Origin of the sequence: Methanobrevibacter oralis, from assembly GCF_001639275.1 — an archaeon.
GTDB classification, from domain to species: domain Archaea; phylum Methanobacteriota; class Methanobacteria; order Methanobacteriales; family Methanobacteriaceae; genus Methanocatella; species Methanocatella oralis.
Genome location: NZ_LWMU01000071.1, coordinates 1 through 13,876, shown reverse-complemented (window position 1 = coordinate 13,876; position 13,876 = coordinate 1). Strand labels below are relative to the sequence as shown.

Sequence of the window (13,876 nt, the reverse complement as noted above, 5' to 3'; positions counted from 1 at the left end):
CAATAGAATTTATGGAAAAACTATTTGAAAAAGAATTCTATAGAATCGTAAATAGAGATTCCTACTATAAAAATTGGATCAGTAAATTCATCATGATTAACTAAAAAATTTTTTGTCCGAAACTATAAATAATTTAATTAAACATTTAACTTATTATATACTTTAGGGAAGATAAATATGAAATTCAATATTAGTAAATTATGGAATCCAACAGGATTTTTCATTAGTTTTTTCATGTCATTTTTAATGCCAATAATGTTTGCAGTTCCATTTGGTTATATTCCAATAGATATATTTCTATATCAACAATTAATCAGGTGGCCAGTTGCGTACTTTATTGTTACTTTAATTGTTATACCAATTAGCTTATATCTTGCAAAAAGTTTCTTTACTTTTCCACCAACAGACCGTTTTTTTAACCCAGTAACTTTCTTTATCAGCTTACAAATGTCATTTATAATGCCATTTTTACTTGGATATGGATTTGGAAGCATGTCTTTAAATATATTATTCTTAATGTGGCCTATGCGTTGGGTAGTTGCATACTTTATGGTAAACTTTGCAATAAGACCATTATCTATAAGTTTAGCTAGAATTGTTTTTAATGTTGAACCTCAACATTTAATAATTAAATTTTAAAAAATAGATAGTCTACACTTTCATAAAAAAATAACTTCAAAAATTAAATCTAAAAAACAAATAAATTTATAATAATTATAAAAATCAAGATAAATAATTAAAAATCTAAAAGTAGAGTTAAAATATTATAAAATAAAAAAATTATTAAATATTTTCCGTTTCTTTAACAATAGTAAATAAATATTTTTTTAAAGAATATTTATTATCTAAATTTTTTGTAACTTTGTTTTCCCAATCTTCAGTTAAATCAAGTATTATATCTGATTTTTTGATACCTTTCTCTGTTAATTTAACTATTTTTTGACTGTGATTATTAGGATTTTCTTCTCTTGAAATTAATCCTCTATCTTCAAATCTCCTAAGTAATTTTGCAGCATAACCTTCACTGACTTTAAATACTTCAACTAACTCTTTTTGTGTATTGTTATTATTAAAACGTAGTCTTAAAAAATATGGAAGTTCAACTAAACTTATATCTTCATCAACGAATCTTTTGGCCATAAATCCTCTATAACTTGATACTAATTCTTCAACATAATGATAAATTAAAATATCCTCTGCATTCTTTTTCCTAAATTGTTCTGGAAGAGTCATTTAATCACCTTATATTAATTATATAATATTTTTATTAATAAAGCTATAAAAAATTTATAATTAAAAACTAATTTTGCTTTTTTAAATTTAATATAGCTAATCTAAATATATTCACAAATATTTTCAAATGAGAATATCTGGTTTTAATAATTTTTTTAAATTAAAAAGAAATTTTAATCTTTAACAGCTAAATTAAAAACTAAAACCTAATTTTATAAGGTTAAAAATAAATTTTAACTCAACAATTAAAAATTAAAGATTAAATTTTTCTATTTTAATGAATTTCTTGAAATTAAGAAAAATAAAAAAATTATATTGATATTATATAAATTTAATATAATATTAACTTTTCTAAAAAAAGTCTTTCCTAAGGAAAGATTTATATATAATAAATCACTAAGTATAATTATAAAAATACAAGGTGATAAAATGGAATATGTAACTCTATCAAATGATGTAAAAATACCACAATTAGGATTTGGAGTCTTTTTAATACCAAAAGACCAAACAAAAGAAGTTGTTTTAAATGCAATAGACGTAGGATACAGACACTTCGATACAGCACAAGCATACTACAATGAAGAAGCTGTAGGTGAAGCAATTGAAGAAAGTGGAATTCCACGTGAAGAATTCTTTATAACAACAAAGGTATGGGTAAGTTCCTATGGATATGAAGAAACTAAAAAAGCATTTGAAGAATCTCTTTCTAAATTAAGAACCGATTACATAGATCTCTACTTAATACATCAAAATGTAGGAGATACCTATGCAACTTGGAGAGCAATGGAAGATTTATATAAGGAAGGTAAAATCAGAGCAATAGGAGTATGTAATTATAATCAAAATCGTTTTACAGATTTAGCATTGCACTCTGAAATTACACCTATGATAAATCAAATTGAAGTTAATCCATTCTACCAACAAGAAAATACTGAAGAATTCCATGCAAAATTCGCTACAAAAGTAGAAGCTTGGGGACCACTTGCAGAAGGAAAAGATAATATCTTCCAAAATCCAATTTTAAGTTCAATTGGAGAAAAATACAATAAAACTGTTGCACAAGTAATCTTAAGATGGATTACTCAAAGAGGAATCATAACTTTCCCGAAATCTGTTAAAAAAGAAAGAATGGAAGAAAATTTCAACATATTTGACTTTAAATTATCAGATGAAGATATGGAAGAAATTAAAAAATTAGAAACTAATGTTCCAATAGCAGATATTAATACAGCAGAATTTGTTGAATTTATTACAAATTACTAAACATAAAAACAAAAGAGTTCAAAAAACTATAAGCAAACAATAAACATGAGCAAAAAAAGATGGTTATTATGAAAATAGATAATAAAGAAGAATTTGATAAAATAAATATCTTTGGAACTGGAGAATTCAATAAAGATTATGATGAATTTTTTAGTGGAAAATCATATTTAAATCCACTAACTGGATTAGATGAAAGTCCAGTATTTTTAGCAAATGTTAGCTTTGAACCATCATGTAGAAACAACTGGCATATACATCATGCATCTAAGGGTGGTGGACAAATACTTATTTGCACTGCTGGAAGTGGATGGTATCAAGAAGAAGGAAAAGATCCAGTAAGTCTTGAACCTGGAAAAGTAATCGTTATTCCTCCAGAAGTAAAACACTGGCATGGAGCAAAATCTGATTCTTGGTTTAGTCATATTGCTGTTGAAGTTCCTGGTGAAAACACTTCAAATGAATGGTTAAAAGCTCTAACTGATGAAGAATATGAAAAATTAGAGTAAACATTTACTTAAATTTTTCATAAAAAACTTTACCATCAATTAATGTAAAATTTCTATTTAAGTTAGTTTATAAAAATTAATATTAAAAGTAATACAAGGTGATAAGATGGAATATGTAACATTGAATAATATGGAGTTAAAATGCCAATAGAAGGATTTGGAGTATACCAAATACCAAAAGAAGAAACAAAAGAAGCAGTACTTAATGCTATTAAAGTAGGATACCGTTCAATTGATACAGCACAAAGTTACTTTAATGAAAAAGAAGTAGGTGATGCAATAGTTGAATGTGGCATTCCACGTGAAGAATTATTTATTACAACTAAAGTATGGATAGATAACTATGGATATGAAGAATGTAAAAAATCAATTGAAGAATCATTAGAAAAATTAAAAACTGAATATATTGATTTAGTACTTCTTCACCAACCATTTGCTGATTACTATGGTGCATACAGAGCATTAGAAGATTTATATGAAGAAGGTAAAATTAGAGCAATAGGTGTATCTAATTTTCAAGTTGATAGATTAGCAGATATATGTTTATTTGAAAGAAAAGTAATACCTGCAGTAAACCAAATAGAAGTTAATCCTTTATACCAAAGAACTTATGATCAAGAAATTATGGAAAGATATGGTGTTCAAATAGAAGCATGGGCTCCTTTTGGTGAAGGAAAAAATAATATGTTTAATAATGAAACATTAATAAAAATTGGTAAAAAATATAATAAAAGTGCTGCTCAAGTAATTCTTAGATGGTTAGTACAAAGAAAAGTAGTCTTTGCATGTAAATCAACACATTTAGAAAGAATTAAACAAAACTTTGACATTTATGATTTTGAATTATCAAATGAAGATATAGAAAAAATTAAAGAATTAAATAGTAATGATTCATTATTCTTTGATCATAATAATCCGGATATGGTTGAATGGTTTGATGAAATGGTCAAATCCAGAAGAGACAACCATGTTGCATCAAAAGAAAATAAAAAATGGGAAGATTAAGTTTTTAAAATTTTTACAAATCTAATTAAACATTTAGGGGGTCTGAATTTTTTAGTTCTCGGATAATTGTTGTATGGCTGTTTTTAATTGGAATTTTTGTGATATAATTAGTGCACCTAAAAATACATTTGAATTTTTTCTTTATTGCTTTATTATATCCATCGATTATAACTTTCATTTAAAAACATCCTATATAATCTTCTTTAAAACTAATATTCCTTTTATGCACAGTTTTATTTGAATAACATTTTTTACATAATGGAATTAGCAAAATATTATCTTTTTCTTTGATGTTTTCATTAATATTGTCTTTTAATTCTATTTTAGTTAAATCCCCGGTATAAGTTGTATTTTGGATTTTTCTAAGTCCAAAATGTTGTAATATTTGTTCTATTTTTTCTTGATTAGTTTTAAATTTAATATCAAAAGTAGCTATTATTAACATGATAGAATATTGATTAGTTTTATTATAAATAATATTTTTTGTTAAGTTGTTTAAAGATTTTAAGAATATATTTCTATTTTTCATGTAATAACAAGGTTTATATCATTTAAAAATATATGATAAATTAGGAGATTTAATCATGGAACTAACACATGTTGATGGTGAAAATAAAGGTAAAATATTGTTGTTTGCATTAAGCACTTGCGGATGGTGTAAACAATTAAGAGAATTTATTGAAGATTTAAATGTTGAGTTTGATTATATTTATGTTGATTTAACTGAAGGTGATGAACGTGATGAAGCAGTTAATGAAGTATCTAAATACAATGAAAACCTATCATTTCCTACACTTGTTATAAATGATAAAGATGTGGTTATGGGTTATGAACCTGATGAGGTTAAAATGTTATTAAATATATGATTTATAAGACTTGTATAATTTGGAGAGTAGTTATATGGGAAAATTATACGATGATTTTAAAGCTGAAAGTGAAAGCAAGGGATATTTTGTAAATCCTGATGTTGAATTTGTTGAATTTCTATTGGATAATATTCAAAAAAATAATGATAGATATGGTTATGGATCTTGTCCATGTAGACTTTCAATTGGAATAAGAGAAAAAGATCAGGATTTAATTTGTCCATGTGATTATAGAGATATGGATTTAGATGATTATGGAGTATGTTATTGTGCTTTATATGTAAGTAAAGATATTTTAGAGGGTAAAAAAGAAATTAAATCTATTCCTGATAGAAGACAAAGTGAGCTTAAAAAAGGAGATGAAGAGATTATTAATGCTTCAGCTGAGATTGGAAGTTTAAAATATCCAATTTATAGATGTAAGGTTTGTGGATATTTGTGTGCTAGAGAAAACCCTCCAGAATTATGTCCTATTTGTAAGGCCGATAAAGATAGATTCGAAAGGATTTTATAAATAAATCCTAATTTTATTTTTTATTAATTTTTATCTTTGTTAAAAATTATTAAAATTTATAAAAATAAGCACAGTATAGCTTTATTTTTAATAAAATGATTTTAATTATCACTAAATAACATTATAATAAATTTATACTTTTTAAATTATAAAAATAAATGTTATTGATTAGCTATTTTTTATATAACTATATTAAAACCTTTATTTTTACTAAAATTTTTCTTAGTAGAATATTATTATAGTCGGAATAGTATTTCCGTATAAATAAACTTAAATATATATTATTAATAATTATGTATTATATAGTAAATATCTATTATAATATATTATAGTATAAATAGTAATACATATATTATTATATAAAAGAGTAAAATATTATTATTATAATTATAGATATTTAAATATTTTCTGTATTTACAATTATACTTAAAGTATATATTTATCCATTTATACCAAAGTAATATTCATAAAATAGTATAAATCAATAGCTACATATAATATATCAAGCTAGTACAAATACTCCATTTAATCCAAAATAGCTATTTTTTAATAAAAAATAAGAAATTTAATAAAAAAGACATTTTCAATTAAATTTAATTATGGTATCTCATATTATTAATTTTTAATTTTTGTTTCATTTGTTCACGATCTACATGAATATATTTATCTGTAGTTTGAGAGTGAGAATGTCCCGCAATCATCTGAACTTCAGCAACAGTAAGGACTTCAGCATAATGACTTAATGCAGTATGTCTTAGAATATGAACACTAACATTTTTCCCATAATTTACTGGACAATCAACATTATTTTCAACTATTCGCTTATCAGTAAGGCGAGCATACTTTTTGATAACATCTTGAACAGCACGTTTTCCAATTCTTTTATTTTTAATGTTAGTAAAGAGTTCTTCTCTAGTTTTTTCTTCAGCAGCTTTTTTTCTTTGAATCACTGGTCTATAAACATTATTTTCGTTTTTTCTTAGTTTGGTTATTCTATCGTTAATCATTTCATTTAAACTAGCTAATGTATCAAAGCTGATAAAAGTCGTACGATCTTTTAGTTGTCCTTTTGTTGTTTCTGCTCTTAAATGAATTTCAATAATATCTGAAAAATCATCTGGTAAAATATAAAAACCACTTTCATTAATCGGAGCTTTTATATCACTTTTGTTTAAATAAACTAATTCTTTAAGCCTCATTCCAGAATCCAGAAAAGTTCTACAAATTGCATAATCTCGTTTATTACCAGTTAATTGAATTGTTTCTAAAAGATAATTGCTTTGTTGTCTTGTTAAGCTTATCTTTTCTATTCTTTTTTTTGCAGTTTCAGGATCTTCTACTTTAACTTCGATAATATCCTTCATTTTAACAGGTTCATGCTGAATTTCCTCTTGAACTTCTTCAGAGTTTATGAATTCTAGAATATTCATCATATAGGTTTTAACTGTTGTTCTTTTGTTACCATTATCTTTAAGGCAATGCCTACGGTAATGCCTGAGTTGTTTTTTGACATTTTTACTATTTAATTCATCTATTCCTTCATTTTCAAGATATTCAATGAATTTTTTAATGTTAAATGTCTGTTTTTTGATGGTTTCTTGAGTTAAATCCTTTACTTCTTTTTTTTCTTCCAAATACTCATCTAAGTAGCTTGTTAACTCCTCCGTTTCAATCATGGTATTTTTTCTCCATTAATTCTCAACAACAAACCCTTGTTTTACTATTAATTTTTTTAATATATAAATACTTCGTATCTTTTCTTATTAAACGTATATTATTACATAAAATATACGTTTACTTTATATATAAAATTTAATGAATTTGGAGTTTTTCCAAAAGTGACATAAATAATACCAAGACACCTATATTAGCTAGTGTAAATAGAGTGATTTCGTTAATTTTTAAAAAATAGTTATTAAATTGTTAATAAACATTAAAAAAATATTGTTCAAAAAAGAAATTCCGATTTTAATTCTAAATTATAGTGATAAGGTATTTGTGCTACTAATTACATCTAAATTCAGTACTCATTTTAAATTAATATACTACAAATTATTTCCATCATACAATGCATATAGTATCAGTTACGCACAACAGTCATTAAAGTATTAATAAAATATTTAATATGTTAATTATATCTAACAGTACCTTACCACTAAATAATAAAGTTCAAATTTAGGAATCTACTCCCAAATACTTTATTAAAACACAACTTATTTTGAAGTTGTATTGTGATTACTAGTATAATTATATTTATATATAAACTTTTTGGTTATGTGTTTTCATTTTCTAAAAAAAATCTTCTTTTCTCATAATACAATAAATATAATATAAAACATGCACAAAATTAAATTAAAGGATTCATATGAATAAAATAAAAATATCCGCAATATTAGCAGTATTTAATGAAGAAAAATTCATTATAAAAGCTATTGAAAGCTTAATAAATCAAACAATTAGAGAAATTGAGATAATCATAGTAAATGATGGATCTAGTGACAATAGCCTAAATATTATTAACGATTATTGTAAAAAAGATTCGAGAATTACAATTATAAATCAAGAAAATATGGGTCTTGGAGCAAGTCGAAATAATGCAATGAAAATAGCTAAAGGAGAATATATTGCTTTTCTTGATGGTGATGATTGGTTTAAGTTAGATGCATTAGAAATAGCTTATAATGAAGCTAGTAAAAAAAATACAGACATTACATTCTTTCAGATAATTAATTATGATGATGAAAGTGGAAAAACATACGAAAATGATTGGTTCAATTTAAATAGCTTTACAAAAAGCTTTAATGATTGTGTTTTTACACCTGAGAAAACAAAAGACTTTTTATTTGATTTATCAGTTAGTGCATGTCAAAAAATTTATAAAAACAAGTTTTTAAAATCGATCAAGGCAGAGTTTCCAGAAGGAATTTATTTTGAGGATATGCCTTTCTTTTTTGAGGTTTATTTAAAAGCAAAAAGGATTTCAATTATAAAAAAACATTTATATTGTAGACGAAAGCATGAAAATTCTATTACCCATGTCGTTGATGAGAAATATCTTGATACAGTTCCTGCAGGTGTGGAACTTATGAAAAGGTTTATTGATAATGGTTTTTATGAAACTTATAAATTTGATTTACTAGCTTACAAGATTAATGGTCCAAAATTTGCATTAAAAGATATTACAAATGAATATAAAGAGCCATTATTCAATTTAATTAAAGATGATTATGAAAAAATCAAAAAAACTAAGTATTATGATGATTTTTTAGATAACTTAGGACCAGTTAAGAAAAAATTTTTCTTAGATGTTTTAAAATCTAATACTTATGAAGAATTTATAAAAACGGATTAAAATATTTCTAATAGATTCATTTTTTAATTAATAAATAATTATTTTAAAGTATTTTTTTAAAAGGTAATATTTATTAATACCTATTAAATATATATTCTAATAGGTGGTTTTATTATGGTTAATGTAGGAGTTACTAAAGTTTATAAAAATAATCAAACAACAATACCTTCTAAAGTTAGAAAAGAATTAAATATTTCTGAAAATAGCATTATAAGTTGGGATTTAAATCCTGATAAAACAATAACTATTTCCGTTAAATCTGAAAAACCTTCTGTTAAAGATTTAGTAGGTTTAGGAAGTTCTAAAGAAGTTACCAATGCAGTAAATTTAAAAAGAGGTTTATATTTATGAAAATCTTTTTAGATTCTTCTTTTATTATAGCTTTAGTTAATGATAATGATTCTTTACATGAAGAGGCTTTAGATTATTTAGAATTAACTGAAACTAATGAATGCTTTATCAGTAATCTTATTATTAATGAAGTTATAACTGTTATAGGAAATAAATTAGGGTTAAAAATAGCTATTTCAACTTTTAATTTATTAGTTAGTGTTTTTAATATTGTTAATGAATATGATAATTCTAATTTTAATTCTTCTAATATGTTAATTTACGAAAAATTTGATACTAAATTAAGTTATACGGATTCAAGTATTATTTATATTATGAAAGAAGAAGGAATTAACAATTTAATTAGTTTTGATAAAGAATTTAAGAGAGTTGAAGGAATAAATTTAATAGGCTTATAGATATAATTTCTTTAGGAGTGTTGGCAGAAATTATTTTATTTTGAACATTTTTCATTTCTCCTTTTTTTATGAAAACTTTTTTTAATTTAATGATATGAACTTTATAGAATTAATAACTGTAAATAAATCAATATTATTTTCTTTAATTAGACTAAACAATCTATATTAAATTGTAGGATGCTACAATGGTGAACATTAAGTTCTAAACTCTTTTTAATCCAGTTATTGGAATGTCGTCATAAATGATAAATTCTTTTGAAAGTTCCATTATGTGCTTCTACAGTTTTAGAACGTAATTATATATTCTTTTATTCCTTCTTCAGTGGCCATTAATCTCTCAGTTTTGTATGCAACTTCATGAACATATCGAGTTATTTTTCTATGATTTTTTGTAAAAGTAAATTCCTGCAAATTTGCAATTTCTGCAAGCAAAATAGTTTAGAATAGAGTAATTTGAGTTTATTGCCTCCACCCTTTTCAGATGGAGCATCATATTCACCATCAAGTGTTAATTCATGTTTTTCTGGACAAATAACAACATTTTTTATATTCATCAAAATCAAAAATAATCTATAAGCAAATTGGTTTTTATGGTAAATTTATCAGAAATTATTCTCGATTTTGCTGTGATGTATGGATATTAAAGTAGAATATGCCGAGATTATCCAAATAATTCAAATTTGCTAATGTTAAATAAATCGTATCTTTAGATTTTATCATTTAAAAATTTCCTTGCTGTTTTTCTAAGCTTATTAATTTCATCTTTATTTAATTTTTGCACAATATATTCATAAAAAAATTAGTTTTATCATATCTTTTAGATTAAATGGTGATTTTCCCACATTTGAAGTGTTACGTTTAATTTTAAAGTAATTAAAAGTTCCATCAACGATTGTTGATGCAAGATACATATATTTGATTAAATAATTATAAAATCCATTATAAATTAATTATATATATGTAATTTCTAATATAAATAGATTTAAATAAATTATAGTTAGAATAAAAAATTTATAAACCTTATAATTAAAAACTAACAAGGATTCATAAGATAAACTATATTTTAATTGAAATAATGTAATTAAATTAAAAAATAATCAAAAAAAAATAAATCACGAAATTGAACAAAATTTAATAAAAAAATGTAAACTTAGTAAAAAATGAACAATGATTAAAAACTAATAATTTCTGCCAACACACTTTAAATCGTAATAAATTATAAAAAGATATGATTAAAAAATAACACATTTTGAAAAATTAATAATTATCATTATAGTTAGTTACTAAACTTTTAATATAAATGTTTCGTACCAATGTGTTGTAATATTATTGTTTTCAACAATTTCATTGAATGTTTTTTTGACTAGTTCTTTTAGATGTTCTTTGGATTTTAAGTATTCGTTGCGAATTATATTTTTCATTATTCTCCATAGTTGTTCTATAGGATTTAAGTGTGGAGAATAAGGTGGGATATTAATTAGTTTAATATTAAGAATTTTAGCTATTTTTTTATATAAATGCAGATTTATGAACACTGAAATTGTCTAAAATTAAACATATTCTTTTTTCATTGAGTAATTTCTTTTGTAGATCTTCTTTTAATAAATTTTTTAAGATTATATTTCTCCATATTTCTCTTCTTTTTTTCACGTTTTTTATTGATTCTCTTTTGCAATGTTTTCCAATGATTCTGACTATATGTTGTGGTTGAATCTTTATCTATTTCTTCATCTGAGATTTTTTACATTTTTTAAAATATTATTCAATAATTTAACAAACTCAATATTTGTTGAATTAGCTTTTCTTAATTCTAATAGGGATATTGCTATTTCTGGAGCTGTTGAAGAATTTGTAATTGTTATTGTTGAATTACCATTTATTGCTAGAGATCCTGTGGCATTTATTTTAAATTTATAATGGATTTTTACTGAATTTTTTATGTTTTGTTCCAGATTTATATAATGATTTAGAGTTATAAGGTTCGTTTATGAATGCTGATTCATCAAATAAGATAATTATATCATTTTCACTTACATTAAATTTTTCTAAGTTTTTTTTAATTGTTTTTTAGCATCTTTTGGAGTTTTAGTAAAAATAGGATATGCTTTGCTATAATTATATCCTAATTTTCTTACTATGACTCCTATTTGTTTTAAACTGTATTCTACATTGAATTTTTCTTTAACTATTTGTTGAACATTTTTCATTGATAAATTAGGAGTATTTTCAATGATATTATCTAATTCTACTTGTTGTTCATAAGATAATTTTGATGGTCTTCCACCTCCAAAAGATGGTTTTAAACCATCTAATCCACCCATTTCACAGGATTTAGCCCATCTGTGAACAGTTGGGTAAGAAATGTTAAGTAAATTTGCTGCATCTTGTATTGTATGGCCTTCTGTTATAAATTTAATCGCAATCAATCGCTGATAATAACGATAAAATGCAACATATTGACTCATTTCATTGTTTAACTCTTCTTTACTCATTTTATTAAATAAATTTATTTTAGATTTTCCAGACATAATATGTTATTTGTCACTTATCTATAATAAAAGTTTAGTAAACAACTATAATTCAAAAAATAAAGACCTCTGAATTAATTAAGTGGGGTTCATTTTTTTCTAAGATAAATGTCACTACCATTTAATTAAATATAGGTTTGATAATTTAATTGTTAACTACATTCTATTCAATTATATTAATCATTATATTATTAATTCCAAGGGGTTCATTTTTTGGTTAAATTTTGAACCCCCATTCAAATCATGAAATAATATGTTTGGTCAATAATTATTCTTCTAATTAGATTATGACTCATTAAATTTGATAAATCACGTTTTGCTGTTGATTTAGATATATCATATTGATTTTCATATGATTTATAAGTAAATGACATATTTTCATTATTCATCTTAAGTAAAGCATCAATTTGTCTATCATTGAGATTGAATTCTTTGAAATCATCAACTATTTAAACAATCTATTTAGAATAGTTATAAAGGATACCTTCCGTTTTGTTCTTTTTTGATGCTCAACCATGTTTTAAGCATATTATCCGAAATAACATATTTTTTATTGAAATCATAATCAACAATTCCTTTATTAGATAGGGAATCTAAATATTTTGAGATTGTAGGTGTTGAATATGGTAAACTATTTTTAAGTGTTGTCCAGTTTGCACCATTGTTTTCATTAAGTAATATTACAATTTCACGTTCGTTTGCATTTAATCTACCCCAAACATATATCCACATTAATGCAATGTGATCAATATTTAATTTAATGTTTTCAAGAATAATATTTTCATCACAAACAGAATTTGCAGGAAGTATTGAACATAAAGTATTAATATAAATTGGTATTCCTTTAGTACATAAGTAAAATTGATTAAAGCCTTTATCACTAAATTTAACATTGTTAGATCTCTCATCAACATATCTTTTTGTTTCCTCACGACTAAATGGTTCAATATCAATTTGAATCATTCGACCTCCAAATGCTCCTGTTTGTCCATTAAGCATCTCAGTAACTTCAGAAGTTTTAGATACAGATCCGGTGAATATATAACTAACATTGAATTGTTGTTGTGAATAACTTCTAATTAACCAAAAAAATGCTTCAGGACTTTTAATTGTTCCTAAAAGTTGAAATTCATCTATAACAATGATAAAACCTTTAATTTCATCTGATGAATCAACAATTTTTTGAGGTAATTCCATGACAAATTTACTTAGTTTATTATAATTATTCTTAATTATAGGTAATGGAATATCAAAAATATCAGCATTACTATTAAAATCATAATCTTTTATTTTTAATTGTTTTAAAAAAATAGCTATATTATTTTTTATTTGTTCATAAATAGTTTTATCTTTTGAAATAGAGTTTTTAAATGTTAATAAAAGTTCTTTCATTACTTCTTCTTCAGTTAAATTTGATATTTCACGTGCAAAAATATTAGATAAATCTATATATGCAGTTAAGAATTTTTTGTCCTGATCTTTTAATATTTTTCTAAGTAAAAATGTTTTTCCTACACCACGATATCCTGTTATTAAAAATTGATTTGGGATATCTTTTTCTAACATTGAAAGATATGCATTAATTTTGGCTATATCCTGTTTCCTATTAAAAAAATATTTATCAAAATCTTTAGGTATTGTTGATGGCATTATATTCATTAAATTCATCTCCTGTTTAACTATTTTTTTATTTTACTAGTTAAATATATCTTTACTAATAAATTTATATTTTTTTATAGTGTATTACTAAATATTTATACCTAGATATTCTTTGACCCAGTTTTTGTAGAATGATGTTAAATCAACTATTTTGTAGTATTCTCGTTTAAATATTTCTATTAATTCATTTAAATTTTCATA

18 protein-coding genes are annotated in these 13,876 nt (G+C 23.7%); 10 read left to right on the top strand and 8 right to left on the bottom strand.

Annotation, left to right across the window (positions count from 1 at the left end; genetic code table 11):
- The first annotated feature begins 177 nt into the window (after window positions 1-177).
- Window positions 178-639: a hypothetical protein gene (locus tag MBORA_RS06240; protein WP_042692255.1), complete on the top strand. Its 462-nt coding sequence runs from the start codon at window positions 178-180 to the stop codon at window positions 637-639.
- Window positions 640-783: 144 nt separating this feature from the next.
- Here the strand turns inward: MBORA_RS06240 and MBORA_RS06235 are convergent, their stop codons facing one another.
- Window positions 784-1,233: a MarR family winged helix-turn-helix transcriptional regulator gene (locus MBORA_RS06235; RefSeq protein ID WP_042692258.1), complete on the bottom strand. Its 450-nt coding sequence runs from the start codon at window positions 1,231-1,233 to the stop codon at window positions 784-786.
- Between the two features lie 429 nt (window positions 1,234-1,662).
- Here MBORA_RS06235 and MBORA_RS06230 point away from each other — a divergent pair, with 429 nt between their 5' ends.
- The 3 genes from MBORA_RS06230 to MBORA_RS06220 all read left to right on the top strand — a co-directional run bounded on the left by MBORA_RS06230 (window position 1,663) and on the right by MBORA_RS06220 (window position 4,007).
- On the top strand, window positions 1,663-2,496 hold the full coding sequence (locus tag MBORA_RS06230) for an aldo/keto reductase (protein ID WP_042692261.1): 834 nt from the start codon (window positions 1,663-1,665) through the stop codon (window positions 2,494-2,496).
- Between the two features lie 68 nt (window positions 2,497-2,564).
- Window positions 2,565-3,002: a cupin domain-containing protein gene (locus tag MBORA_RS06225; protein ID WP_187115403.1), complete on the top strand. Its 438-nt coding sequence runs from the start codon at window positions 2,565-2,567 to the stop codon at window positions 3,000-3,002.
- 141 nt (window positions 3,003-3,143) lie between these two features.
- The gene (locus MBORA_RS06220; protein WP_232817538.1) at window positions 3,144-4,007 is read left to right on the top strand and encodes an aldo/keto reductase; all 864 of its coding nucleotides are present in this window, start codon (window positions 3,144-3,146) and stop codon (window positions 4,005-4,007) included.
- A 178-nt stretch (window positions 4,008-4,185) separates the two neighbouring features.
- Here MBORA_RS06220 and cas2 read toward each other — a convergent pair whose 3' ends face one another.
- Window positions 4,186-4,536, bottom strand: a complete 351-nt coding sequence (gene cas2 / locus MBORA_RS06215; protein WP_231475776.1) for a CRISPR-associated endonuclease Cas2 — start codon at window positions 4,534-4,536, stop codon at window positions 4,186-4,188.
- A gap of 55 nt (window positions 4,537-4,591) precedes the next feature.
- On the opposite strand from cas2, the gene MBORA_RS06210 reads away from it, so the two are divergent.
- Complete coding sequence (locus MBORA_RS06210; RefSeq protein WP_042692263.1) at window positions 4,592-4,873, top strand: glutaredoxin family protein; 282 nt, start codon at window positions 4,592-4,594, stop codon at window positions 4,871-4,873.
- A gap of 34 nt (window positions 4,874-4,907) precedes the next feature.
- Window positions 4,908-5,387, top strand: coding sequence for a ferredoxin-thioredoxin reductase catalytic domain-containing protein (locus MBORA_RS06205; protein ID WP_042692265.1), 480 nt, complete (start codon window positions 4,908-4,910; stop codon window positions 5,385-5,387).
- A gap of 593 nt (window positions 5,388-5,980) precedes the next feature.
- Here MBORA_RS06205 and MBORA_RS06200 read toward each other — a convergent pair.
- Window positions 5,981-7,063: a tyrosine-type recombinase/integrase gene (locus MBORA_RS06200; RefSeq protein WP_063720392.1), complete on the bottom strand. Its 1,083-nt coding sequence runs from the start codon at window positions 7,061-7,063 to the stop codon at window positions 5,981-5,983.
- Between the two features lie 689 nt (window positions 7,064-7,752).
- Here MBORA_RS06200 and MBORA_RS06195 point away from each other — a divergent pair.
- The 3 genes from MBORA_RS06195 (at window position 7,753) to MBORA_RS06185 (ending at window position 9,488) form a co-directional block, all read left to right on the top strand.
- Window positions 7,753-8,739, top strand: coding sequence for a glycosyltransferase family 2 protein (locus MBORA_RS06195; protein WP_063720391.1), 987 nt, complete (start codon window positions 7,753-7,755; stop codon window positions 8,737-8,739).
- 114 nt (window positions 8,740-8,853) lie between these two features.
- Window positions 8,854-9,090, top strand: a complete 237-nt coding sequence (locus MBORA_RS06190) for an AbrB/MazE/SpoVT family DNA-binding domain-containing protein (protein WP_042692272.1) — start codon at window positions 8,854-8,856, stop codon at window positions 9,088-9,090.
- The gene (locus tag MBORA_RS06185; RefSeq protein ID WP_042692274.1) at window positions 9,087-9,488 is read left to right on the top strand and encodes a type II toxin-antitoxin system VapC family toxin; all 402 of its coding nucleotides are present in this window, start codon (window positions 9,087-9,089) and stop codon (window positions 9,486-9,488) included. Before MBORA_RS06190 ends, MBORA_RS06185 begins: the two co-directional genes overlap by 4 nt.
- A gap of 371 nt (window positions 9,489-9,859) precedes the next feature.
- Here MBORA_RS06185 and MBORA_RS10600 read toward each other — a convergent pair whose 3' ends face one another.
- Both MBORA_RS10600 and MBORA_RS11340 read right to left on the bottom strand, forming a co-directional pair.
- A complete protein-coding gene (locus MBORA_RS10600; RefSeq protein WP_042692276.1) occupies window positions 9,860-10,042 on the bottom strand; it encodes a hypothetical protein in 183 nt (60 codons plus the stop codon).
- A gap of 729 nt (window positions 10,043-10,771) precedes the next feature.
- The gene (locus MBORA_RS11340) at window positions 10,772-11,023 is read right to left on the bottom strand and encodes a transposase (protein WP_157944455.1); all 252 of its coding nucleotides are present in this window, start codon (window positions 11,021-11,023) and stop codon (window positions 10,772-10,774) included.
- 172 nt (window positions 11,024-11,195) lie between these two features.
- On the opposite strand from MBORA_RS11340, the gene MBORA_RS06180 reads away from it, so the two are divergent.
- Complete coding sequence (locus MBORA_RS06180) at window positions 11,196-11,405, top strand: hypothetical protein (protein ID WP_248845836.1); 210 nt, start codon at window positions 11,196-11,198, stop codon at window positions 11,403-11,405.
- A 128-nt stretch (window positions 11,406-11,533) separates the two neighbouring features.
- On the opposite strand, the gene MBORA_RS06175 is transcribed toward MBORA_RS06180, so the two are convergent.
- From MBORA_RS06175 to MBORA_RS06170, 3 genes are all read right to left on the bottom strand, one after another.
- Entirely contained in the window at window positions 11,534-11,980 is a 447-nt protein-coding gene (locus MBORA_RS06175; protein WP_248845835.1) for a helix-turn-helix domain-containing protein, read from the bottom strand.
- A 272-nt stretch (window positions 11,981-12,252) separates the two neighbouring features.
- Window positions 12,253-12,405: a DeoR family transcriptional regulator gene (locus tag MBORA_RS10590; RefSeq protein WP_106787238.1), complete on the bottom strand. Its 153-nt coding sequence runs from the start codon at window positions 12,403-12,405 to the stop codon at window positions 12,253-12,255.
- 82 nt (window positions 12,406-12,487) lie between these two features.
- Window positions 12,488-13,675, bottom strand: coding sequence for an AAA family ATPase (locus MBORA_RS06170; protein ID WP_063720388.1), 1,188 nt, complete (start codon window positions 13,673-13,675; stop codon window positions 12,488-12,490).
- Window positions 13,676-13,876: the final 201 nt, after the last annotated feature.